The organism is Thermodesulfatator autotrophicus (assembly GCF_001642325.1).
Lineage (GTDB): Bacteria > Desulfobacterota > Thermodesulfobacteria > Thermodesulfobacteriales > Thermodesulfatatoraceae > Thermodesulfatator > Thermodesulfatator autotrophicus.
Genome location: NZ_LSFI01000015.1, coordinates 21,177 through 42,633, shown reverse-complemented (window position 1 = coordinate 42,633; position 21,457 = coordinate 21,177). Strand labels below are relative to the sequence as shown.

Here is a 21,457-nt window from a genome sequence, read left to right as displayed (position 1 = left end):
TTTCCTTATAGCGGTGGAGCTATGGTTACCAGAATGCGCATATCAGTTTTGGCCTCCATGCCGTGAGGTTCATCAATAGAGCAAATAAAGATGTCTCCTGGTTTGGCTGGAGTTTTAGATCCTTCATCTCCCAGGAAAAAGCCTTCACCTTCAAGCACCACGATACTGAGTTCACCTTCTACGGGGTGAGAATGTACGGGAAAGACCTTACCAGCCTTAATATTGAAGTTGATTATCCGAAAATAAGGAGAATCGTGCACTAAAAACTTGTTTAAATCTTTTTCAAATATGCGGGTCTCATCAAGTTTAAATACTTTCATCATGGCCTCCTTTAACTGGGATAATTTTTTGACCCGGATAGAGCCTTAAAAGAAGTCCAGGGTCTCCCACAACCACCCGCTCGTCTTCTTTGAGATTTCCAGAGACAGCCATAAGACCTTTATTCTGGCCAAGTACTTTCACCGGGACAAACTTAAGCCCATTTTTGGCCAGCACGTAAACCCCCGGGGATTTCCCGGGCACAAGGGCTTTAACCGGCAGAATAAAACCATTAGGGGTAGCTAACACCACCTCTACTCCCAGAGAGGCTCCACTTGGCAAAGAAAAAGGCCTATCTTTTAACCTGATTTCCAGCGTGGCTAAGGCCTCTTTAGACACTGCTGGATAAACCTTATGAACTCTGGCGATTTTTTGCCTGTCCCCAAGCACGAGATAGACTTTGGCGCCAGGAGTAATTGAAACTGCCTTTTCCTGAGGAATATTTACCAGAAGGCGATACCCTGCTTTGGGATCTTCAAGTGTTATAATGGGAGCCCCAGGAGTGGCCATGTCTCCAGGATTTTTGAAACGCCTGGTAACTACTCCATTAAAAGGAGCCTTAATAACAGCATAGGAAAGATTAACCTTAGCCGCTTCTATCTCTTGCTTTAGCTGTTCCACCTTTGAAAGCGCAGCCTGGTAGGCCGCCTTTGAAAGGTCAAAAGCTTCCCGGGAAATGGCTTCATGTTCAAGGAGTTTTTGGTTGCGCTCAAAAATGCCTTTACGCACTAAAAGTTCTGTTTGGGCCGAAGCCAATTGTGTTTTAAGGACACCCAGCCTGGCTTCAATATCTTTGGCTTCTATCTCAACTAAAAGCTCTCCTCTTTTAACTGTTTCCCCTTCATACTTGGTGATCTTCAAAATGTAGCCGGATATCCTGGTGGATATGTTGGCCTGGTGCACAGGGATAATAGTTCCCAAGTAATTTTCACGTACTTCAAGTGTGCCCTTAGCTACCCTGGCCACTTCAACGGAAAGAGGTACTTTCTGGGGAGGTTTAACCTTTTTAAGAGCTTCTTTTTTGAGGTTAACAACACGCAAAGCCCCGAAAATCAAAAGAAAAACAACCAGCAATATTAGAAAAGGTTTAAGTTTATTCATTTGAGAACTCCTTGGCTATTTGCCCGGTGGCCAGTTCAAAGGAAACAACAGCGGTATTAAGGTCATAGTAGGCCTTAAGCAGGTTTGATTTGGTGCGCAGCCAGGCTTCCTGGGCCTGCAATAAGTCATTTATAGAGCCTGCACCAGCCTGATAGCGTAGGGCCTCTCGCTTATATGCTTCTCTGGCAAATTCCTCAGCGGCTTTAAGGCGGTTTACCTGGCTTTTAGCCAGGTTTATTTGGCTTACAGCTGAAATTATTTCCTGTGAAGCAGAAAGTCTAAGGTTTTGAAGCTCTTCTTTAGCAGCTAGCCAGAGGGCCTGCTTTTCTTTGAGCAAGTTTCTTTTAACCCCGGAATCAAATATTGACCAGTTTAACCGCACGCCAGCCACCCATACTTCTTCGTCATTATTGAGTCCAGCCCCGGCTCGCCGACCATAAGAAGAAAAAGCGGATATAGTTGGCAAATACTCTCTCTTAGCTCGCGAAATAGCAGCTTCTGCTTGTTTAACTTTTAAGCGAGCGGCTTTTACGTCTGGCCTTTCCTCTAAAAACTTCTCAGCCGAAAAAGACTTAATGTTCACATTTTTTAAAGGTTCTAAGTGGCCAGAAACTTCAAAAGAATTATCTTCAAGACCAATGACCAGGGCGAGAAGTTTTTTGGCCAGGTGCAGGTTACTTTCACTGGCCAAAAGTAAGGCTTTTTCTTCTTCTAGGGCCCTTTTGAAGTAAAGAAGATCAAGCCTGGCAATTCTACCTACCTGGTATTTTAAGCTGGCATCATGGTATTGCTCTTTAAGCAGGTGATAAAGTTCCCTTTGCGCCTTAACAAGACTTTTAAGATAAAGCACTTGAAAGAAGAGTTGCTTTACATTGGCTATAAGGTCTTCAGTGGATTGCCTTAAAAGGCTCTGTCTTATGTTGATTTCAAGATCTTTAATCTTTACTTCTTGAGCCACCCGCCCGCCTTCGTATAGAGGGAAAGTGGCCTCAACCTGCCAGAAGTAAATATCCCGGCTAAAAGGAGGGAACTGACCAGGCCCTTTTATAGAGGTGATAGTTACTGGGTCGTTGTGACGTTCTGCTTGAACAATAAGATTGGCCTTAAACCAACGGTTGGCTTTGGTAGCGTCTTTGGCAAAACGAGAAGCAGTTAAGACATCTTTCTGGGCCTTTATAGAAGGATGGTTTTTAAGGGCAAGGCTTATGGCTTTTTCAAGGGTGAGTTTAGACTGGGCCTGTGCCACAGAAAACATAAACAACAGAGAAAAACAGGCCATTAATAATGAGAGCACAAAATTAGGGCTCTCATGGTGTTTCTTCTCCCTGTCATTATGAGCTCCTCTTCTGTCATCACGAGCTCCTCTCTTGTCATCGCGAGCGGAGCAAAACGATCCTCGGGACTGTTTCGTCGCCTCCGGCTCCTTGCAGTGACAGGGAAAGATGTCATTGCGAGCCACGAAGTTGCGAAGCAATCTCTTCCCCGAGCGATACCGAAGCAATCCTGAGAGATCGCCACGGCGACTTAGTCGCCTCGCGATGAGGCCCTGTAATGTAAAAACTACTCCCATCAATAACGTTTTTTTCATGATAGACCTTCTATGCCTTTTAGGGAAAAAGCAACTATATGTTCTACCAGGGCTTTTTTAAATTCTTCATCAAAAGTCTTTCCAGTGGCCGCCTGAATTTTGGGTCTGGCAAAGTTAAAATAAAGAATTTGAGCAAGAACACTCAGCATCACCAAACGCATTTTTTCTTCAGAAAGCGCAGGCAAATATTCTTTTAGAGCCTTTTCAAAGGAACTAAGCAAAGGTTTTAAAGCCTCTTCAGTTATCAAATCAAAGGCTTCAGTTGGGTGGGCCATCTCCCTTACCAAGAGTTTGAAGTGAATAGTCCTTTCTTCATCGGTAAGAGGGCCACATAATATAGCCCGGGCAAGACTCCTTATAACACCCTCTAAAGAGTCTTTTTCTTTTTTAAGGTTCTTTTCAAAGGCTCCCCGCAAACGTCTGGCCCTATCAAGAAAGCGCGCGCGAAAGACTTCAAGATAAAGGCCTTTTTTAGAACCAAAATGATAATTTATAGCCCCGAGGTTCACCCCGGCCTTACTGGTTATCTCACGCACACTGACACTGTTAAAACCTTTTTCTGCAAACAGCTTCTCTGCTATTAAAACCAGCCTCTCTTTGACATTTACTGCCGCCCCGTTATCCATACAAACATTTGTATCAAACATTTGTTTGAATAGCAAGGGAGAAATTTTTGTGTTAGCGTCTCACGAGGATTGCTTCGCCTCTCTAGCAATGACTGCCCCAAACATAACTGCAAGAATACTCCACTTATTAGTAGAGATTTTTTGTCACCGCGAAAAGGCCATTTTTGGGCACTGCGAGGAGCGCATGCATAAGAGACAAAGCAGTATCAGAGGAAAAAGAATCAAGGAAGAAGGCAAGCTCGCGCTTACCCTCTTCCTTGATTCAAGATCTAAGGCTAGAAGCCAACCCCTATCTGAAGGGTAAAAATGAAATGATCTTCTGCCTCTGGGGTTTCTTTGTCCTGATCCACAAAAGTTAAGTCAAGGCTAATTTTGTTGGCCTGGCCTTTCAAATAGTAGTTAAAACCAAAACCGTAGACATCTGTGTCATCTTTTCCGTCAACATCAAAATTCTGATAGTGAAAGAAAGGTTGAATTTGACCTATGCCAATTTTATCAGGAAAAAAGTACCCCACTTTGAAAGAGAAGATAGAACCATCATCACCTGACCCTAAATTAGTATAAGTTATACCATTAACAGAGTTCTCAATATCAATATACGAAAAGGCCAAGGTAATAGCCCCAGGCCCTAAAGGTTGGTCCCAGAATAAATCCAGAGTCCAAGCCGAATAATCATCCTCTTCCAAAGCAAACTTAATATCTTCTTGATAATCAAAACCAAAGCCCAAAGATAGCACCTTTTTCTTTCCCAGATATGTACCCTTGTTAAACCAGCCTGTTTCCGGCTCAAAAAGGGACAAAGCAATACGGCCAGCAAATCTTAAATTATCCTCAGGATTTTTATCACCATCTTCAACTCCTTCTCCCACCATAAAACGATACTGGAACTTACCATCAACAAGATTTCCCCAGAGAGTAACGCTATCATCTCGTCCCACTTTGCTAGGATAAAAGATACCACTTCGTACTCCTCCCTGTCCCCAGTCAAGATCCGTAGTTAGCAAAGCTTTAGTAGAAGTAGTTCCATAGTTCCGTGTGAAGGGGATATACATACGCCCTGCTTGAAGCATAAGAGCCTCACCTGCTAGCTTTACTGTTATCCAGCCGTCTCTTAATGCCAGGCCTGAACCTAAACCCACACTAGGCTTATCTAAACCGTCTTGCCCCAGGCGATCTCCTGCAAAATGAACAAAGAGACTGAGCCAGGGATTAACCGTGCCTTTAAGATAAAAGTAGGCTCGCCGAATCATAAAGTCGTTAAGATTTTCGTCTCCCCTTTTATCACCATCTGTGTCTCTGTAATCGTCAACATACTGATACCAGGCCTGGCCCCAAAAACCTAAATGAAAAGACATTCCATCTTTATTGTAAACCTCTATGGCCCACCCTTTTCCGTAAACTAAAAGCAGTCCAAACAAAATCAGTGATAATTTTTTTAACATAAGCCCTCCCAAAAATGTTTTATTTAAAACTATACCTTACTAATATAGATTAATTAAATGTAGGGTGAGAAAAAAATACGTCTTTAATGCTAATTTTTTTGTTTAAACCTAATTGAAAGGATAAATTCTTATCTTTTCTTTAAAATGTTAACTTATTCACATTAGATAAATAAAGAAAAAGATAAGTCAAATAGAATTTTTCTATAAGAATTAGCACATTTATAGAAACCTTTGACGAATTATCTCCACCTAAACAAGGAGGCTATAGGCTATAATAAGTGCCGACATAACCAACTCAAAGATTCATTTAGAACGGGCCAATTCAGGAGACAGAATTTTGCCTGTCCCTCTTTTTGGACGTGAGTTAAAGACGAAGAAATATTATGTTTATGGTAATTGGTAATGGTAATGGCGATGTCTTTTGAAAAACTCTGGCAAAAAATTTCTCCCTGGCTGGGGCCTCTGGGAAGGGCTTATTCCTTTCTGATTTGCACCAGAAATATGGCCTATGAAAGGGGTTTACTAAAAAGCCACGAAGTCCCTGCCAAGGTTATAAGCGTGGGAAATCTTTCTCTAGGTGGCGAAGGGAAAACCCCTCTGGTCATATGGCTGGCCGAGTTTTTAAAAACCCATGGAATTAAGGCAGCCATTGTCACCAGGGGTTATCGGGGGCGAATCAAAGGGCCTGTACTTGCCGGCAACCATGGTAAGGTGCTTTTCCCCACGGAAGATATAGGTGACGAAGCCGTTTTACTGAGTTTAAAAACTAAAATCCCGGTAATTGTGGCCAGAGATAGAGTAGCCGGTGCTCACCTGGCCATTGAAAAAACAGGGGCTGAGGTTGTAATCCTTGACGATGGATTTCAACATTTACGCCTCCAAAGAGACCTTGACCTGGTGCTTATGGCACCTGGGCGCGATCCGTTTAAAGAAAAAGTCTTTCCCGCTGGCTATTTGCGAGAGCCATGGCCAGCCTTAAAACGAGCGAGTGCCTTTATAATAACCAAAAGCTTGCCAGAACACCTTGAGGCCCAAAAACTGGCTGAAAAGCTCAAAAACTTAGGCAAACCCATTTTCTGGTCTCCTTTTGAAAGCGAAAACCCCTATAAGCTCAAAGACTTCTGGCAAGGAGAAAAAAAAGCCATTAAAAAAGGGCGAGAAAAGGCCATAGCCTTTTGTGGTCTGGCCAGGCCAGAAATGTTTTTTAAAACTGCGGAAAAGTTCTTTTCTTTAGCGCAGAAAATTCCTTTTGAGGACCATGTTAAATACGACCAGGCCAAAATAAATTATCTTCTGGCCCAGAAAGAAAGGGCTTCTGCCTCTGTTTTTGTCACTACAGAAAAAGACGCTGTTAAGTTAAAAAAATTTGTTCAGGCTCTTGAGCCGTGCTACCTTTTGCCCATAGAAGCCAAACCGGAGGAGGCCCTTGAAAGATTCATCCTGGAAGGCCTTAAAAATAATGAAGCTCCCCGCTGACGAAGAAGGTATCTTCCTTGAACGCCCAAATCGCTTTTTAGGAAAGGTAGCACTAAAGGGAAAAACTGTAATGGTGCACGTGCATGACCCCGGGCGCTTACCTGACCTTTTGTTTCCTGGAACACCGGTATTACTAAAACATGCCCAAAGCCCCAAGAGAAAAACAGCTTTTAGCCTCATTGCCGCGCGCAAAGACAACCACTGGATCTTTGTAAACTCCGGGTATCATCGCCGCTTAACCGGGGCTTTACTTAAAAAACTGGGGCAGGAAATTTTCCCAGGGCTTAAAGAATTTCAGGCTGAGCCTAAATTTGACGGCGGAAGGCTTGATTATCTTCTAAAATTCAAATCCCAGGAAGAAATGCTGGTAGAGGTAAAGGGATGCACCTGGGCTAAGGGTGAAATAGCCCTTTTCCCTGATGCCCCTACCACCCGCGGCCAAAAACACCTGCGGCATCTGCTGGAACTCAAACAAAAAGGCCTTAACGCCTGCCTGTGGTTGCTTGTTTTCAGGCCTGAAGCCACTTGCTTCCGCCCGGCAGAAGAAATTGACCCACTCTTTGCCGGGCTTTTCAGTGAAGCCCTAAAAGAGGGCCTTACTTTAAAAATAAGCCGCATCTTATACGATGGTAAAAATCTTTTCTTCGGAGGCGAACTCCCTCTATGCTCCGCGTAAAAATTTGGCTATTTATTTTTGTCTTTGTTCTTTTTCCTTCTCACGCTTTTGCCCTTGAAACTCACCTGAGCCCTGAACGCATATTGGTGGTGGTAAATGCCAAAAGCCCCAAGTCTAAAAGAGTGGCTGCTTTTTACCAGAAAGCCCGCCATATTCCTCCTGAAAACATGCTCTATCTTCCCATGCCCACGCGTGAAGAAATAGCACGACCTATTTATCTAAAATTCATTGAAACCCCTATGCGCCGGTTTTTAGAAAAAAAGGGCTGGCAGGATAAAATTCTCGTCATTCTTCTTATGCCTGATGTGCCTCACAAAATTGCCGGAAAAGTGGCTAAAAATGGCGATGCCGCTTCAGTTGATTCTGAACTCACCCTGCTCTACCGCAAAATGCTCTTTGGCCCTTACAATAAAAACGGCTGGTTACCTAACCCCTATTTTCAGAGCGCTGTTAATGAGCCTTTTGAGCACGACCGTTATGACATTTATCTGGTGGCCCGTATTGACGGCTATACTGAAAAAGACGCCTTAGCTCTAATAAAACGGGCCATAGCTACCAGGGAAACCCGGCCTCCTTATACGCTGGTATTGGACGCCAAAAATGGGCCAGCAAGGCCGGGTGACAACTGGCTGCACGCTGCTTACTTACTTCTTAAGGATTTTCCCGGCCTGGAGATTGAAGCCTCTTTTGACCCGGCTTTTCTGGTTTCAGGCGAAAGGGTAATTGGCTACGCCTCCTGGGGCTCAAATGACCCCAATTACCCCAAAGATCGGAAGCTCTATTTCAAGTTTTTGCCAGGTGCCATTGGGGTTACTTATGTAAGCACCAGTGCCCGCACGTTTATTGAGCCTCCAGCTCACTGGCAGGTAAACCGTGGGAGAAAGCATTTTCATCAGGGGTCTCCTCAGTCCCTCATCGCTGACCTGGTGCGCCTGGGCATAACCGGCATTTCGGGAAACGCCTATGAGCCTTATCTTTCCGCCTGTGCCAGGCCGCATTTACTTTTTCCGGCGTACCTTAAAGGCAAAACCTTAGTAGAAAGCTACTATCGTTCTCTGGCTTATTTGAGCTGGCAGACTGTCCTTCTGGGAGACCCTCTGGCAAGTTTAAAACCCACTGAGAACATCAAAAAACCTTTAAAAAATTGGTTTACCCAAAGAAAAAGGGCTTACGAGGCGGCCAAAAAAGAGAAAAATTATTTATTGCTGGCCCAAATTGAGATGCATATCGGCTGGGCGGAAAGGGCCTTAAATTACTTAAAAAAACTGAGAGAAGAAAAAGGGGGGCTTCCCCCTCAAGCTTATAACATTCTTTTCAAAATAGCCCGCGAAAACAAAAACTTAGAAAACCGCGTTCTTCTTTTTCTCAAAAATGACCCGGCTGAAAACGCAAGAGTTATTAGAGCTTTTATCTATCTCAAACAAAAAAAGTACGCCTGGATGGAAAAAGTCTTTCTAGAAACACCGCCTAAAACTGCCGAGGCTTTTTTCTTGCTTGGCAAGGCCAGGCTTGGCCTAAAAGATTGCGAAAACGCCATAAAGCTCATAGAAAAGGCTATAGCTTTAAAACCTGATGCCTGGGGTTTTTATCCAGACCTTTATAAAGCCTTGAAGGCCTGCGGGCAAAAAGAACGTGCCGAAAGGATAAAGGCCAAGCTCTTACAAATGCCCTTTTTAACCGAATTTTGGCTTGAGCTTAAAAACTAATAGCGCCGATTGAGCTCCCACTTCCAGGCCGTTTCAATAATACGGGTCAGGTCATCAAACCCAGGGGAAAAGGCGAAAACCTTTTTGATTTTTTCACTTTCAGCCACAAGCACCGGTGGGTCTCCAGGGCGCCTTTCTTTTACCTCGTAAGGTATATCCCTTTTAGTAATACGCCTGGTTTCTTCAAGAACTTCTTTCACCGAATAACCGTGGCCATAACCACAATTCAAAGTAAGGCTCTCCCCTTTATCAAGGAGATATTCAAGGGCCAGAATATGCACTTCCGCCAGGTCATTTACGTGAATAAAGTCCCGAATACAGGTGCCATCTGGCGTGGGGTAGTCTGTGCCAAAGAGATAAAATTTGTCACGTTTACCAAGGGCCGTTTGTAAGAGCAAAGGAATAAGATGGGTTTCGGGCTCGTGAGCCTCGCCTATTAGGCCTGAAGGGTCAGCTCCAGAGGCGTTAAAATAGCGCAAAGAAACATAGGGAAGTCCATAGGCGTTATGACAATCAGCCAGCATGGCCTCCACCATGGCCTTGCTGGCTCCGTAAGGGTTAATGGGAGAAACAGAGTGCTCTTCGGGGATTGGAACTTTTTCTGGTATTCCATAAACAGCTGCACTTGAAGAAAAAATGAAAGCCGAGACTTTATTTTCAACGGAAGCCTGCAAAAGGTTAACTGTGGCCGCAAGATTGTTCTCGTAGTACTTTAGAGGGGCCGCCACACTTTCTGGCACCACGATGTAAGCCGCAAAGTGCATTACCGCAACGGGCTTTTCCGCCTCAAAAAAATTCTTAAGGAATACTTTATCCCTTAAATCACCCTGAATAAGCCTGGCACCTAAAACGGCTTCACGGTGCCCAGAAGAAAGATTGTCTAGTACTATTGGCTCGTAACCTCTTTCTGAAAGCAGTTTAACCACGTGTGACCCGATATAACCAGCGCCCCCGGTTACCAGGATTTTTTTGGACATAGGAAGCCCCTAATGAGAATTTAGGTCAGGATATCATGGCTTTTACCAGTAAAAAAGACTTTAAAATTTCTGGGTCTTGGGACCTGAGATTAGTACGGTAGCGGGGTCCTCGCGACAAGGATTGCTTTGGCTGAGACTGCTTTGGCGAGATTGCTTCACACTTCTTGGCTCGCAAGGACAAAGTAGAAAAAAAGCGCGTAATGACACAGTAGGAGAGAAGGGCTCACCATGACAGAGTGCATGGAAGCTCACAATGACAAGCTCACTTTGTCACTGCGAGGAGCTCCCTCACTTCGCTCGGGACAAGCGAAACAGTCTCAGGGACAGGCAAAATAATCCAAAATATGCAGGTCTTTAAAGGCGAGCTGGTATTGGCTTAACCTTTATGGAAAGGCCCCTTACGGGGCCTTTTGTTAGAATTTTAATTTCACATCCACGCCAAATATGTGCGTATCACCTTCGTAGTCCCCATCAAGACCAGAGCTATTAGCCGGTGAACCCAGGGGAGCAGTGGAAGCATCATCCATGATTAAATAGGTATAAGCGGCATTAACTTGAAGGTTACCTTTAAGGTAACCCACACCGATATTAAAGAGCTGGCGGTCGTTGGTGGGAAGCTCTGGGCCGCGGGTATAATCATCAATGGGTGAAGGGTCATATACATAACCAAAGCGAAGCTTCCAGCTGGGCTTAAGAGCATACTCTGCTCCCAAGCGTAAAGCCCAGCGGTCATGCCAGTTTTTAGGTTTAACCAGAGTGCCAGGCAGCCCGGTTCCCGGGAGATACTCAAACTTAAAGGTTAAATTTTCATAAGAAGACCAGCCGCTCCAGAGAAGGTCTGCACTCAATATCCACCCAGGTATTATCCTGGTAGAGACTCCCAAAGAAAGGGTATCAGGCAAGGTGAGAAAAACCTCGCCATCTCCTCTTTTAAAGGCGTTAGACAATAGGGGATGAACATTTTCGTAACTGGCCACACCTTCAAGGTCAAGGTTGATTTCTGAACGGTAAATGAGGCCAAAAGTAGTGTGTTCCCATGGTTTAAAGGTTAAAGCCACCAGCCAACCGTTTGCCCAGTCACTACCCTCAAGACGGGCTCTTACGTCTGGTAAAGGAGAAACATTTATAGCGTTTTCCATTTTGGCGTCAGCGTAAACCAGCTGAGCTCCCACGGCGATGGCAAACTTGTCATTAAGTTTAAAAGAAATGCTTGGCACCCAGAAAAAAGTCTTAAGGCTGGTATAGTCAGCGTCGTATCTTCCTGGCCAGTCATCAGGCCAATCAGTGGTGAGCCCGTAAGGAAGATTAAAAGAGAAAGAAAGGGCCACCCGCTCGGTAACCGGAAAAACTCCATAGAAAAATGGTAGAGGATGTACACGGTCTATCATTTCGTATTCACCGCCGGCCTTAGGCTCGTATTTAATAGAAGGAATTACTAAAGCAGAGCCTGCCAGCACCTCAGGCCGGGAGAAAAAAACCGCAGCCGAAGGGTTATACCAGGCTGACTCAACCATGTCGTCGCGGGCGGTAACCGCAGCTCCAAGGCCCATAACCCTGGCCGAACCTTCATTAAAAAGCTGAAACCCTGCACCAAAGGCCCTACCCGTAACCAATAAAAGAAAAACCAAAATTAAACCCAGTCTCTTCTTCATAGCCCCTCCTAACAAAGTTTTAGGGCCTTTTAAACGCAAAAATAAATGTCTTGTCAACCAAAAATATCTACTTATTCTGGCACTTTTAAAAATTTTTGTTATGATTTGATTCAAACTTTTAGAAAGGAGGATTTATGGCCGAAGAAAAAGTTCTTTTTAAGTCTGAAGAACCCAAGTCTCTTGCCGAAGTGGCTGATTTTTTAAGGGCCCTGGCTGATAAAATTACCGAAGGAAAAGTTATCTTGAGAAAAGGGGCCGAAGAAATCACCCTGGTTATGCCCCAAAATGTTACCCTTGAGATAAAAGCTGAACAAAAAATCAAGGCCTCTAAAACTAAATATTCCCTCGAAGTAGAAATAGAATGGCGCGAAGGCGAAAGCGAGGGCCCGCTTACCCTTGGTTAAAGCTCAGTAGTCAAGAAGTCTCTGGCCAGAATAATTTCTCCGTCATAAAGAGCGCGGCAGGGAGAAATAAGGTCAGCCTCATCGCAGGGTGGATAAAAGTGGGTAAGCATTAGTTTTTTGACCCTGGCCTCACCAGCAATACGTCCGCAAAGGCCCGGGGTGAGGTGGCCATCTTTTTTCATGCCCTCAGGGGCTGAACACTCAAGAATTAATAAGTCAGCCTCTTCTGCCAGCTTTACCAGATTTTCAGAATAATCAGTGTCACCTGAATAAACAAGGCTTTTACCCTGGTGTTCAAAGCGGTAGGCAAGGCTTTCTGGATTATGTTTAACCGGGGCTGACCGCACCATAAAAGGAGGGCTCATAAAAGCTGACTCATAGGCACAAGAAAGCTCTTGAAGTTTAAGGAGCCCCTGAGGAGGCTCAACCCAGTGGCCAAAAGCCGCCTTAAGACCCTCCCAAAAAAGGGAAAAGCCCTCTCCTGCCACCAGGAGAAAAGGCCTTTCTCGCTGGTAACCCAGGGAGTAACGGGTGGCAAAAAAGAAGGGAATCAAGTCCGTTACATGGTCGGGATGGAAATGGCTCAAAAATATGGCGTCAATATCAGGCAGGGTTAAACCCACCTTGAGCAGGCGAGGAATAGTGCCCGGGCCAATGTCAAGGAGGATGTTTTCCCCTTCTATTTGTAAGAGATAACCTGGAGCACCTCTTTCAAGGCGTGGCCAGCCTGTTCCTGAACCAAGGACAGTAAGCTTCATATCTATGACTCCATGAAAAATCTGATGTTTTCAGCCAATTTTTTAAGTTCGTGGTGTTCCTCAAGCTGAGGGAGCACCGCCTCTGCCACTCCAAAGTCTCCTTTAAGCTGAATGTAAAGTAAAGCCAGATAAGCCAGCACTTCAAGGTTTTGCGGCTCTTCATTGGCAAGCGCCCTAAAAATCTCAAAGGCTTTATCAAGCTCACCTAACTCATAATATGCCCTGGCCAATAATAATCTTCCCCTCTTAGAAAGGGAAAGTCCCTCTAAAATATTTCTAATTCTATCCCAACTGTTTTCTCTGGCCAGAGAAGCCGCCAAAGACTCAGCAAAAATAGCGTCTTTGGGAGCAAGAGAATAAGCCTTTTCAAAGGCTGGTAAAGGGTTTTTAGCTATTTTTTCAAAAAAAAGCCCGAGATTATAGTGAAGCATAGGGTCTTCTGGAGAAATGGCAATAGCTTGCTTAAGGGCCTTCTCGGCTTCAATGAAATTTTTAAGTTCAAGGAATATGTAGGCCATACTGTTTAAAAGCTCAACTGGCTGTGGAGTTTTTTCTTTGGCCGCGTGATAACAGGCTAAAGCCCCGAACAAGTCTCCCATATCAAGCAACACATCTCCTAACACGTGAAGGCTGTATGGACTAAAGACTACCGGTTCATCAGAAGAAAGCCTTTTGGCGTGTTCAAAAGCAGCCCAAACTTCTTTTAAGGGATATTTAGTCTTGCCAGGCGGCCTTACCCCAGCCTTTAAAGAAAGTGAAGAGAGGAGATATTTTATTTCTTCCAGATTTTCGGAAAAGGCCAGGATAGCTTCGTCATCAGCCATAGGAAAAACCCTCCTGGCCTTTTTGGTCAAACAGTTAAGAGAAGGTTTTGGCCCTTTGGCCCAAACCAGGGTATATTTCCCTGAGCACCTTAAAAATTGGTTCAAAACTTTTTGCTGCTCAAGGAAAAATGATACAGGAAAATATTTTTCACCCCTTTCCGTAAGCCAGGAAAAACCAAAGTTTTCAGCAAGAGATAAAGTATTAAGGGCCTGCTTTATGTCATCAGGAGAAGATAAAGAACAGGAAATAGCTAAAAAATTTGTCCCTTTCTGCCACAAATTTTTGAGGAAAGTTTTAGGTTTTAACTCCTGAACAGGAATAAAAAAAATCCTGGTAGAGATAGCATATGCTTTTTCAGGAAGAAAGCTCGTTGAGCTAACCTTTAATAAAAGCCCGGTAAGGGGTTTTGTTTTTAAAACGCGCTTCAAGACTTCAGGCCCGGGAAAGCCTTTAATAAGATAATCCCTGATAAGAAAAGCCAGGGTTTGTTCAAAGTGTGCCAGCATTAATGGCTGCCATCTTTTATATTCTTCTTCAGTAAGAGAAGAATTCACATGTAAATAAGCGACTTCTTCTCCTGAATACCTTAATGGCCAGTCACTCTTTTCAGAAGAAATTTTAAAGTCCACTGGCAAAAGGGGGGCTAAAACTTCTCCAAGCAAGGGAAAAAGATGTTCAAGGGCCCATCTTGGGGGTAGCTTCAATCATACCTCCTCAAATATTTTTTCTAAAACTTCACTAATAATTGGTATTTCTTCTGGAAAAACCGTTCTCATATCCAATAAGAAAAGGTCATCTTCTATGCGGCCAATAATAGGTGGCGAAGCATTTCTTAAAGAGCGCTCCAATCTTGAGGCTGAAAGCCTGGGAGTTTCAATGGCTAAAGCGTAAGAAGAAGGATTAGCCAGAGGCATGGCCCCTCCTCCTACCCGGGAAATAGTATCAACTATTTTGAGCTTTACCTCCTTAGGAAGCCTCTTTCTCAGACGATTTTTTAAACGAATAGCCTTTTTCTTTATCTCTTCAGGAGGCAAAGTTATAAAATGCAGCGTGGGAATTTTAAAAAGGGCTTCTTTTTCGTCACGATAAAGCCTGAGAGTAGCTTCAAGCCCAGCGATGGTCATTTTGTCTATTCTCACTGCCCGGTTAAGGGGGTTTTTACGAATAGCGTGAATAAGCTCCTTGCGGCCTACAATGATACCAGCCTGGGGCCCTCCCAGGAGCTTATCTCCTGAAAAAGTCACCACGTCTATACCAGCAGCTAAAACCTCCTGAACAGTAGGCTCCTTTGGAAGACCAAATTTAGACAAATCCACAAAACAACCACTACCTAAGTCTTCTACTACAGGGAGATTATATTTTCGGCCCAGTTCTACCAGATCTTTTCCTGAAACCTCTTTAGTGAAACCAAGAAGGGCATAATTACTCTTATGGACCTTAAGGAGCAAGGCTGTATTTTCGTTTATGGCCTCTTCGTAATCCCGCAGGTGGGTACGATTGGTAGCCCCTACCTCTCGCAAAATAGCCCCAGAGCGAGCCATCACATCTGGAATGCGAAAAGCCCCCCCGATTTCCACAAGCTCCCCTCGCGAAACAATTACTTCCTTCCCTAAAGCCAGGGTGTTTAGGGTTAATAGAACAGCGGCAGCGTTGTTGTTAACCACCAGCGCCGCTTCTGCTCCGGTGATTTCCCGAACAATCTCTTCCACGTGAACATAGCGGCTACCCCTTTTGCCGGTAGCCAGATCGTATTCCAAGTTGGAGTAGTAGGCCGAGATTTCCTCTATGGCTTCAAGGGCCTCTCTAGCCAGGGGCGAACGCCCCAGGTTGGTGTGAACCACCACCCCGGTGGCGTTTATTACCCTTACCAGGCTTGGTTTTAGCTTTTTTTCAAGGATTTTTCGGGCAAGTTTTAAAACTTCTTCTTTATTAAGTGTACCTCTCTTTCCAGCTAGAACTTCCTGCCTAATTTGAGAGGCAGCTTCTCTGGCTACTAACACCAAGAGTTTTTCTAAAACCTTAGGATAAAGGCTTTTGAGCTCCTCTTTAATCTCATTTATCGGCGGAATAGAAGCTAAAAGATCCTGTTTTTCCATCAATTTACTCCCGCTATTTGGATTGCGCTTTGAAAGATAGGCCAAAAGAAAACATTTGTAAATAAGAAAGAAAATTACCGAAATTTAATGTGTGAAGTCAATCTTCCGAAAAGAAACAAAAAGAGGGGGAAAGACAAAGTATGGTTGTTCCACCTTTTCAAACAAAATTTACCAATATCCCTTCTGAAATGACCACTCCGATGAACTTAATCCAGACCTTTGGCGGGGAATTATTTACGGGCTTATTACATGTATCCTTTGGTAATAACCACGAATTAATAGGTCTTTTTGAAGAAGGTAGCCTTTTAAGCTTCATAGAAGAAAAAGAGAATATTCGCCAGAAAAGAACGCTTCAGGAAGTTGAAAACACATGGAAGCAAAATAAAGGCGTAATAACAGCCTACCAAAGCTACCCTGATGAAATATTTATATTAGAAAAACTTTTGACTAAAAAACTAACAACTAGACTAGAAATATTTGGACTTGAACTTGGAGAAAAAATAGTAGCACTAAAAAGAAAAAAAGAAAATTGCATAATAGAGATAGATTCAAAAGATAAAAAACAGGCCATTTATTTATGGGAAGGAAAAATAATATGGAATCTAAGTGATAAATCAATTTTTATCGAAAACAAAAAAGTAAAAGCCAGGATTTATAAAGGGAAAAAGATCAACTATCAAGAAGAGATGAGGAAAATAAAAGAAACAATCAGAGAATTATCAAAAACGTATAAACAAACCACTAAAAGAGATTTTGATGAAGACTTTCTATTTTTCATACATAAAAATCTTGCTGAAAAATTTCCAGTGATTGACCCTTTTTTAGGGGTATTTAAACTAGAAAACAGCGAACTAACTATATTAGAAAAAGAAAGATTAAAAGAATTCATAGGACCATTCAAACAAGCCATATCAAATTTCATAGAAAAAGAAATAAATTTATCACCACAAGAAAAAGAAAATATCATTAACAAATTAAACAAGGAGGAAGAAAATGATTAAAACCGATGAAACCAAAAAAGAAACCATAATAAAAGAAATATTTGGTGACATGGAAAACATATTTGAAAACGAAAACATTGAAAACAAAATTGAAGAAAAAAAAGAAATAAGACAAGAAGAAAAACTAGTGCCCATATCCCTGGTCAAAGAAGAAATTAAAAAAGAAAAAATATCAGACGAAGAAGTAGTAGAAACTGTAAAAGAAACAATAGATGAAATAGAAGAAAAAATAAAAGAAATAATTAACAGAAAATTAACTAAAAAAATTTTAATAAAAGTCCTTGAAAGGATAGAATAATGGCCTTCGCCGGCAAAGCAAAAGACATAGAAGAAATTTTTGATATTTTGCAGATAATAGAGAATCAAAACAAAGAAGGAAATCTTATAATAAATAACGACAAAGAAAATTTTATAATTAAAGTAAAAAAAGGACATATACACGAAATAAATACAAATGCAAATTATTTAAGCAAATTAAAAGATAAAGAAAAGATACCAGAAACATGGAAAAGCTACTTCCACTATATAAATTCAGCATGGAATAATTTCTATTTTAATTTTAAAGAAAAAAAAATTAAGGAAAACAAACAATGCATTCCTATATCCCATTTTCTGCTAAACTTTTCCACTGAAAGAGATGAAATAAGTCATATAATCAAAAAATTAATAAATAATAACATAAACTTTTCTATCAAGGGTGAATTAAAAGAAGAGAATTTTAACACACTAGATCTATGGGTATATGGACAAATTATAAAAGGAACAAATATTGAAGAAATAATTTTTGGAAATATCCCTTTAAAAGGGATACTAAAATCCATAAACAAATTATTCAAAGCTGGATTAATTGAAGCAAAAATATCGGAAGAAACAAAAGAAGAAGAAAACAGATTAGTAGAAAAAGAAAAAATAGAAGAATTTGAAGAATTTTTAGCTAAAATAATAGGGCCTGTAGCTGAATTGCTAATCATTGAAACTTTAGATGAGCTAAATATAGAAAAAGAAAAATTCTCATATAGTGAAACATCATTATTTATAGAATCTATTGCCCAAAAAATTCCTGAAGATTGCATCTTTGAAGGCTATTTATGTAAAGAAATAGTAAAAAATAAATTTTTTGAAATTATAGAAGCAACTGGGAGGGAATAAATGTCAAACAAACTTTCTATTCTGACAAAATACATATTTTTTTGGATAATTTTAGGTTTAGGGCTAGTCGGATGCACGATAGTTACCATTTATCAACTATACAACTGGTTTTTATATGAAAAAGCAAAAACAGTAGCAGAACAAATCATAATGTTTAGGCAGTGGACAGCATCTTATGGAGGAATATGGACAAAAGATAAATATGAAAAACAATTTGGATACTTATTAAAAGCCAACAATGAAAAAACAAATTTGTATACTACTAAAGAAAACTTAATTACCGAAGAATTTAACACAAATTTCTATCTACATAATCCAGCCCTAGCAACCAGAGAACTTTCTAATATATCACAGAAAAAATTAAAAGAATACAAATGGATTTTTAAAGTAGTATCAGATAGACCAATAAGTCCAGAAGGTAAACCTGACCAATTTGAAAAAATGGCTATCCAAAAACTTAAAGATGAAAACAAAGAAGAACTTGGGACACTCCTAAAAGACGGATTCTTCAACTTCAAGAGTTACCGTTATCGGTATGTAAAAGTTTTAAAAGTTAAAAAAGGCTGTCTTAAGTGTCATGGAACTACTGAAAAAATAGATCCAAGATTTAAACAAGCAATCATAGAGAAATATGGCCCCTCAGCTGAACGGGGGATGAATTATAAAGAAGGAGATTTAAGAGGAATTATAAGTGTTACCATTTTTCCTGACTTTAAGGGAACAACAGCTCATTTCTTTAGACCTGCACCTGAAAACTTTTTCCTTCTGGCCATATTTTTAACCGTTCTTTTCATGACGCTTGGTAGTTTTGTAGTAGTTTATTGGATGGTAATACGTATCAAACAAATAAGAGATGCTGCGCGAAATATTAGTATAGGAAAATTAGATGTTGACTTAGGGGTTAAAGGTTTAGATGAAGAAAAAGTGAAAGATGAATTAACACAAGTAGCTATTGCTTTAGAAAGGCTACGAATAAGTACAAAGATTCTTATTGAACGCTTCAAAAAACGCAAATAAAAAAAGGGGGCGCTAAGCGCCCCCTTTTTTTAATAATTTTTTTTAACTATTTACCGTGAGTAGCACGCATCTGTTTGGCTAGCTCTTTAATTTCACCTAAGTCTTTTACCATCATAGCCCAGCCGTACCAGTAAGCATAGTCAGGATTAATGTGGAAGAAGGACTGGTAGGCCCTCATACGATGCTTCATGTACATTTCAAAAAGCACTTGTTCAATGTATTCAAGCTTATCAAAACCCGCTCCGTAATCAGTTCTCATAAAGTAGAGAAAATCAGGATAAGGATAAGCCTGATTACCACGCTTTTTAAGGATACCATCTTTATATAAGTCAGCCACAATGTTTATCGCTTCAGCCATGATCATGTCTATTTGCTTATAATACTGGTCAGCCTGTTTGAACTGGAAATCAACATAGTCTTTAGAGTGACAACGATAACATACCTTTTTAATTTTGTTACGCTCACGGTCAAAGTCTTCCTTAGTAAGGCGGGCCAGCTGGAGATCCTTAACTACTTGCAAGCGAGCGGTAGGCTTACCAGTCATGGGGTCAAGTACGCCGAGAGCCTTAAGAAGAGTAACTTGAGCCGCAGCCCATTCTTTGTCTTCAGGAAGAGGGAGCCTTACCCCGAGAAAGCCCCAGGCCGTACGGTTTTCGTGGTCACCATTAGGCATATGACAGTCCTGACACTTAGGTGCCGCTGCTCCTTCAGGCAGGTTCCCGGCTAACTTCGCAAAATAACGTGTGCCGTGTTTTGAGCTTGACCACATTTCCCACTGAGGATGGTCATAACCCATGTGACACTGTTGACAGGCATGGGGATCAAGAGCCTCTTTCTTGGAAAAGGCATGCCTGGTGTGGCACTCGTCACAGGAGTTATTTTGGTAGCGATAGCCACGAGCATGGAGCTCTTGCTTTTCCTTTTCGCTCTTTATACCCATGTTGTGACAGCCACCACAACCTTTACCACCTTCCATCAGCTCATCAGGTTCAAGATGAGTTACCGGAAGGGCATTTAAAGCCTTCCAGCCAAGATTGTGTTTGCCACGCACAAATTGATCAAATTGCTCTTGGTGACATTCAGCACATACATGCTCATCTGGAAGTTTAGCCTTGGCAACATCTTTTTCCGAAGTATGCGCTGTTCCGTGACAGTCTGCACAGGAAATATCTTCGGCAGCGTGTTTACTGGCACGCCAATCCATCACCTGACCAGGGCTAATCTTTTCATGACAGGAAATACAGGCTTTTTTAACTTTCTCTTCGTCTTGAGCAGCCAAAGAATAAGCCGCTGACATCAAAAAGGCCAAAGCCAAGCAAATACTTAGAAAACATCTACCTTTCCCCATAACTCCCTCCTTATTTAAATTAACTTTAAAAATTGGGTGAAAATTTAAGTCCCTAATGATTAGATAAAATAAAGAAAAAAATTTGGCAAGTCTTTTCTTATATTACAACAAAATAGCATTCAAGACTCCTTAATGTGATTATTAGAATATACTATAATTACGAATAAATAGTTTACATATTGATATAATATTTTCCAACCCCAAGCATATCCTAAACAAAATATTTGAATAATTAATTGAGAATATAAAACAGATGACAATTTTTTGGGTTGTCATTACGAGCCTCCCTACTGCGTCATTGCGAGCGGAGCGAAGCAATCCTTCTTGCCTGGCGATAACAGAATTTGTATTCCATTGAGCTTAAGCGAAAAACCGGGCCAAAAATTTCGTCTAGCCTCATCCACAAAAATTTGCTCACTGCCACTATCTGCGCTAACATAAGAAGATTATAAAACTTAGGAGGCCCTATGGGTGAAGCTATAACAGAACTTAAAGGCACAGATAGGATAATCGTCCCTATAAAACTTGAGCCACACACCAAATTTAAGTTTACCTGTGGCCCTGGAGTCCCGTGTTTTAAGCTCTGCTGCTCTGAGCTTTATCTTCCTCTTACCCCGTATGATATTCTGCGCCTGCGCAACAGGTTAAAGCTCACTACAGATCAGTTCCTTTTGGCTTACACCGAGCCCTTTATTCTACCTAAATCTAAACTCCCGGTGGCCCGTCTCAAAATGCGCGATGATGAACACAAAACGTGCCCCTTTGTTTCAGATAAAGGCTGCCAGGTCTATGAAGACCGTCCACTTGCCTGTCGCTATTATCCCCTTGGCCTTGGAATTTTCCGCAACCGGGACGAAGGCCGCAACGAAGACTTTTACTACCTGGTAAAAGAAGGTTTCTGCCAGGGGCTTGATTCCGGCCCAGAAATCACCGTAGAAGAATATCGTAAATCCCAAGGCATTCCTGAGTTTGAAGAGCCAGTTCTTGAATGGGTAGAAATCATCATGAAAAAGGAATCTTTAGGCCCGATAGACGTACCTCAAAAAAGCCTTGAACTCTTTTTTATGGTCAGCACCAACCCAGAAAGGTTCAGAAGTTTCGTCTTTGAAAGCCGTTTTCTTGATATTTACGAAGTTGATAAAGAAACCCTTGAAAAAATCAAAGAAGATGACCTTTCTCTACTCCAGTTTGGTTTCAAATGGCTAAAAACTGTTCTTTACGGGGAAAACTTGATTCCCATTAAGAAAGACTTATCTGAAAAGAAAAAGATGAAGCCTTTTTAAATCAGGAGTCACCT

General features: G+C 41.8%; 20 protein-coding genes. 9 read left to right on the top strand and 11 right to left on the bottom strand.

The window, feature by feature from the left end:
* Positions 1-5: 5 nt before the first annotated feature.
* The 5 genes from TH606_RS04030 to extI all read right to left on the bottom strand — a co-directional run bounded on the left by TH606_RS04030 (position 6) and on the right by extI (position 5,075).
* On the bottom strand, positions 6-320 hold the full coding sequence (locus TH606_RS04030) for a cupin domain-containing protein (RefSeq protein ID WP_068541508.1): 315 nt from the start codon (positions 318-320) through the stop codon (positions 6-8).
* Positions 307-1,419 (bottom strand): efflux RND transporter periplasmic adaptor subunit, encoded by a 1,113-nt coding sequence (locus TH606_RS04025; protein ID WP_068541505.1) that lies wholly within the window; start codon positions 1,417-1,419, stop codon positions 307-309. The genes TH606_RS04030 and TH606_RS04025 overlap by 14 nt, the downstream gene beginning before the upstream one ends.
* Complete coding sequence (locus tag TH606_RS04020) at positions 1,412-2,674, bottom strand: TolC family protein (RefSeq protein WP_197460503.1); 1,263 nt, start codon at positions 2,672-2,674, stop codon at positions 1,412-1,414. The genes TH606_RS04025 and TH606_RS04020 overlap by 8 nt, the downstream gene beginning before the upstream one ends.
* Positions 2,675-3,003: 329 nt before the next feature.
* Complete coding sequence (locus tag TH606_RS04015) at positions 3,004-3,633, bottom strand: CerR family C-terminal domain-containing protein (protein WP_068541502.1); 630 nt, start codon at positions 3,631-3,633, stop codon at positions 3,004-3,006.
* A gap of 275 nt (positions 3,634-3,908) precedes the next feature.
* The gene (gene extI, locus TH606_RS04010; RefSeq protein ID WP_068541500.1) at positions 3,909-5,075 is read right to left on the bottom strand and encodes a selenite/tellurite reduction operon porin ExtI; all 1,167 of its coding nucleotides are present in this window, start codon (positions 5,073-5,075) and stop codon (positions 3,909-3,911) included.
* 402 nt (positions 5,076-5,477) lie between these two features.
* Between extI and lpxK the strand changes: the two genes are divergently transcribed.
* Genes lpxK through TH606_RS03995 form a run of 3 tightly spaced genes read left to right on the top strand, consistent with a single transcriptional unit; the run spans position 5,478 to position 8,933 of the window.
* Complete coding sequence (lpxK, locus tag TH606_RS04005; protein ID WP_082863501.1) at positions 5,478-6,551, top strand: tetraacyldisaccharide 4'-kinase; 1,074 nt, start codon at positions 5,478-5,480, stop codon at positions 6,549-6,551.
* The gene (gene sfsA / locus TH606_RS04000; protein ID WP_157627855.1) at positions 6,502-7,227 is read left to right on the top strand and encodes a DNA/RNA nuclease SfsA; all 726 of its coding nucleotides are present in this window, start codon (positions 6,502-6,504) and stop codon (positions 7,225-7,227) included. The genes lpxK and sfsA overlap by 50 nt, the downstream gene beginning before the upstream one ends.
* The gene (locus tag TH606_RS03995) at positions 7,215-8,933 is read left to right on the top strand and encodes a TIGR03790 family protein (RefSeq protein ID WP_068541494.1); all 1,719 of its coding nucleotides are present in this window, start codon (positions 7,215-7,217) and stop codon (positions 8,931-8,933) included. The genes sfsA and TH606_RS03995 overlap by 13 nt, the downstream gene beginning before the upstream one ends.
* Here TH606_RS03995 and galE read toward each other — a convergent pair.
* Together galE and TH606_RS03985 are read right to left on the bottom strand one after the other, a co-directional pair.
* Entirely contained in the window at positions 8,930-9,910 is a 981-nt protein-coding gene (galE, locus tag TH606_RS03990; RefSeq protein ID WP_068541493.1) for a UDP-glucose 4-epimerase GalE, read from the bottom strand. The two genes, TH606_RS03995 and galE, sit on opposite strands and share 4 nt — an antisense overlap.
* A 413-nt stretch (positions 9,911-10,323) precedes the next feature.
* Positions 10,324-11,562 carry an OmpP1/FadL family transporter gene (locus tag TH606_RS03985; RefSeq protein WP_068541492.1) on the bottom strand — a complete coding sequence of 413 codons (1,239 nt, stop codon included), beginning with the start codon at positions 11,560-11,562 and terminating at the stop codon, positions 10,324-10,326.
* Positions 11,563-11,696: 134 nt separating this feature from the next.
* Between TH606_RS03985 and TH606_RS03980 the strand changes: the two genes are divergently transcribed.
* Entirely contained in the window at positions 11,697-11,966 is a 270-nt protein-coding gene (locus TH606_RS03980) for an amphi-Trp domain-containing protein (RefSeq protein WP_068541491.1), read from the top strand.
* Here TH606_RS03980 and TH606_RS03975 read toward each other — a convergent pair.
* From TH606_RS03975 to selA, 3 genes are read right to left on the bottom strand one after another with little or no spacing between them, the layout of a single operon-like run.
* Complete coding sequence (locus TH606_RS03975) at positions 11,963-12,724, bottom strand: MBL fold metallo-hydrolase (protein WP_068541490.1); 762 nt, start codon at positions 12,722-12,724, stop codon at positions 11,963-11,965. The genes TH606_RS03980 and TH606_RS03975 overlap by 4 nt on opposite strands.
* Positions 12,725-12,726: 2 nt before the next feature.
* A complete protein-coding gene (locus TH606_RS03970; protein ID WP_068541489.1) occupies positions 12,727-14,253 on the bottom strand; it encodes a tetratricopeptide repeat protein in 1,527 nt (508 codons plus the stop codon).
* Positions 14,254-15,645: an L-seryl-tRNA(Sec) selenium transferase gene (selA, locus tag TH606_RS03965; RefSeq protein WP_068541488.1), complete on the bottom strand. Its 1,392-nt coding sequence runs from the start codon at positions 15,643-15,645 to the stop codon at positions 14,254-14,256.
* A gap of 140 nt (positions 15,646-15,785) precedes the next feature.
* Here selA and TH606_RS03960 point away from each other — a divergent pair, with 140 nt between their 5' ends.
* From TH606_RS03960 to TH606_RS03945, 4 genes are read left to right on the top strand one after another with little or no spacing between them, the layout of a single operon-like run.
* On the top strand, positions 15,786-16,646 hold the full coding sequence (locus tag TH606_RS03960) for a hypothetical protein (RefSeq protein WP_068541486.1): 861 nt from the start codon (positions 15,786-15,788) through the stop codon (positions 16,644-16,646).
* Positions 16,639-16,944, top strand: a complete 306-nt coding sequence (locus tag TH606_RS03955) for a hypothetical protein (RefSeq protein ID WP_068541484.1) — start codon at positions 16,639-16,641, stop codon at positions 16,942-16,944. Before TH606_RS03960 ends, TH606_RS03955 begins: the two co-directional genes overlap by 8 nt.
* Positions 16,944-17,795, top strand: a complete 852-nt coding sequence (locus TH606_RS03950) for a hypothetical protein (protein ID WP_068541482.1) — start codon at positions 16,944-16,946, stop codon at positions 17,793-17,795. Before TH606_RS03955 ends, TH606_RS03950 begins: the two co-directional genes overlap by 1 nt.
* Positions 17,796-18,812 carry a c-type heme family protein gene (locus TH606_RS03945; RefSeq protein ID WP_068541480.1) on the top strand — a complete coding sequence of 339 codons (1,017 nt, stop codon included), beginning with the start codon at positions 17,796-17,798 and terminating at the stop codon, positions 18,810-18,812.
* A 46-nt stretch (positions 18,813-18,858) separates the two neighbouring features.
* Here the strand turns inward: TH606_RS03945 and TH606_RS03940 are convergent, their stop codons facing one another.
* Entirely contained in the window at positions 18,859-20,160 is a 1,302-nt protein-coding gene (locus tag TH606_RS03940; protein ID WP_068541478.1) for a multiheme c-type cytochrome, read from the bottom strand.
* Positions 20,161-20,627: 467 nt separating this feature from the next.
* On the opposite strand from TH606_RS03940, the gene TH606_RS03935 reads away from it, so the two are divergent.
* A complete protein-coding gene (locus TH606_RS03935; protein ID WP_068541476.1) occupies positions 20,628-21,443 on the top strand; it encodes a YkgJ family cysteine cluster protein in 816 nt (271 codons plus the stop codon).
* Positions 21,444-21,457: the final 14 nt, after the last annotated feature.

Bases quoted from the DNA above. Each gene is read 5' to 3' on its own strand.
- TH606_RS04030 (WP_068541508.1), bottom strand. From the start codon at position 320: ATGAAAGTATTTAAACTTGATGAGACCCGCATATTTGAAAAAGATTTA.
- TH606_RS04025 (WP_068541505.1), bottom strand. From the start codon at position 1,419: ATGAATAAACTTAAACCTTTTCTAATATTGCTGGTTGTTTTTCTTTTG.
- TH606_RS04020 (WP_197460503.1), bottom strand. From the start codon at position 2,674: ATGTTTTCTGTGGCACAGGCCCAGTCTAAACTCACCCTTGAAAAAGCC.
- TH606_RS04015 (WP_068541502.1), bottom strand. From the start codon at position 3,633: ATGGATAACGGGGCGGCAGTAAATGTCAAAGAGAGGCTGGTTTTAATA.
- extI (WP_068541500.1), bottom strand. From the start codon at position 5,075: ATGTTAAAAAAATTATCACTGATTTTGTTTGGACTGCTTTTAGTTTAC.
- lpxK (WP_082863501.1), top strand. From the start codon at position 5,478: ATGGTAATGGCGATGTCTTTTGAAAAACTCTGGCAAAAAATTTCTCCC.
- TH606_RS03995 (WP_068541494.1), top strand. From the start codon at position 7,215: ATGCTCCGCGTAAAAATTTGGCTATTTATTTTTGTCTTTGTTCTTTTT.
- galE (WP_068541493.1), bottom strand. From the start codon at position 9,910: ATGTCCAAAAAAATCCTGGTAACCGGGGGCGCTGGTTATATCGGGTCA.
- TH606_RS03985 (WP_068541492.1), bottom strand. From the start codon at position 11,562: ATGAAGAAGAGACTGGGTTTAATTTTGGTTTTTCTTTTATTGGTTACG.
- TH606_RS03980 (WP_068541491.1), top strand. From the start codon at position 11,697: ATGGCCGAAGAAAAAGTTCTTTTTAAGTCTGAAGAACCCAAGTCTCTT.
- TH606_RS03975 (WP_068541490.1), bottom strand. From the start codon at position 12,724: ATGAAGCTTACTGTCCTTGGTTCAGGAACAGGCTGGCCACGCCTTGAA.
- selA (WP_068541488.1), bottom strand. From the start codon at position 15,645: ATGGAAAAACAGGATCTTTTAGCTTCTATTCCGCCGATAAATGAGATT.
- TH606_RS03960 (WP_068541486.1), top strand. From the start codon at position 15,786: ATGGTTGTTCCACCTTTTCAAACAAAATTTACCAATATCCCTTCTGAA.
- TH606_RS03955 (WP_068541484.1), top strand. From the start codon at position 16,639: ATGATTAAAACCGATGAAACCAAAAAAGAAACCATAATAAAAGAAATA.
- TH606_RS03950 (WP_068541482.1), top strand. From the start codon at position 16,944: ATGGCCTTCGCCGGCAAAGCAAAAGACATAGAAGAAATTTTTGATATT.
- TH606_RS03945 (WP_068541480.1), top strand. From the start codon at position 17,796: ATGTCAAACAAACTTTCTATTCTGACAAAATACATATTTTTTTGGATA.
- TH606_RS03940 (WP_068541478.1), bottom strand. From the start codon at position 20,160: ATGGGGAAAGGTAGATGTTTTCTAAGTATTTGCTTGGCTTTGGCCTTT.
- TH606_RS03935 (WP_068541476.1), top strand. From the start codon at position 20,628: ATGGGTGAAGCTATAACAGAACTTAAAGGCACAGATAGGATAATCGTC.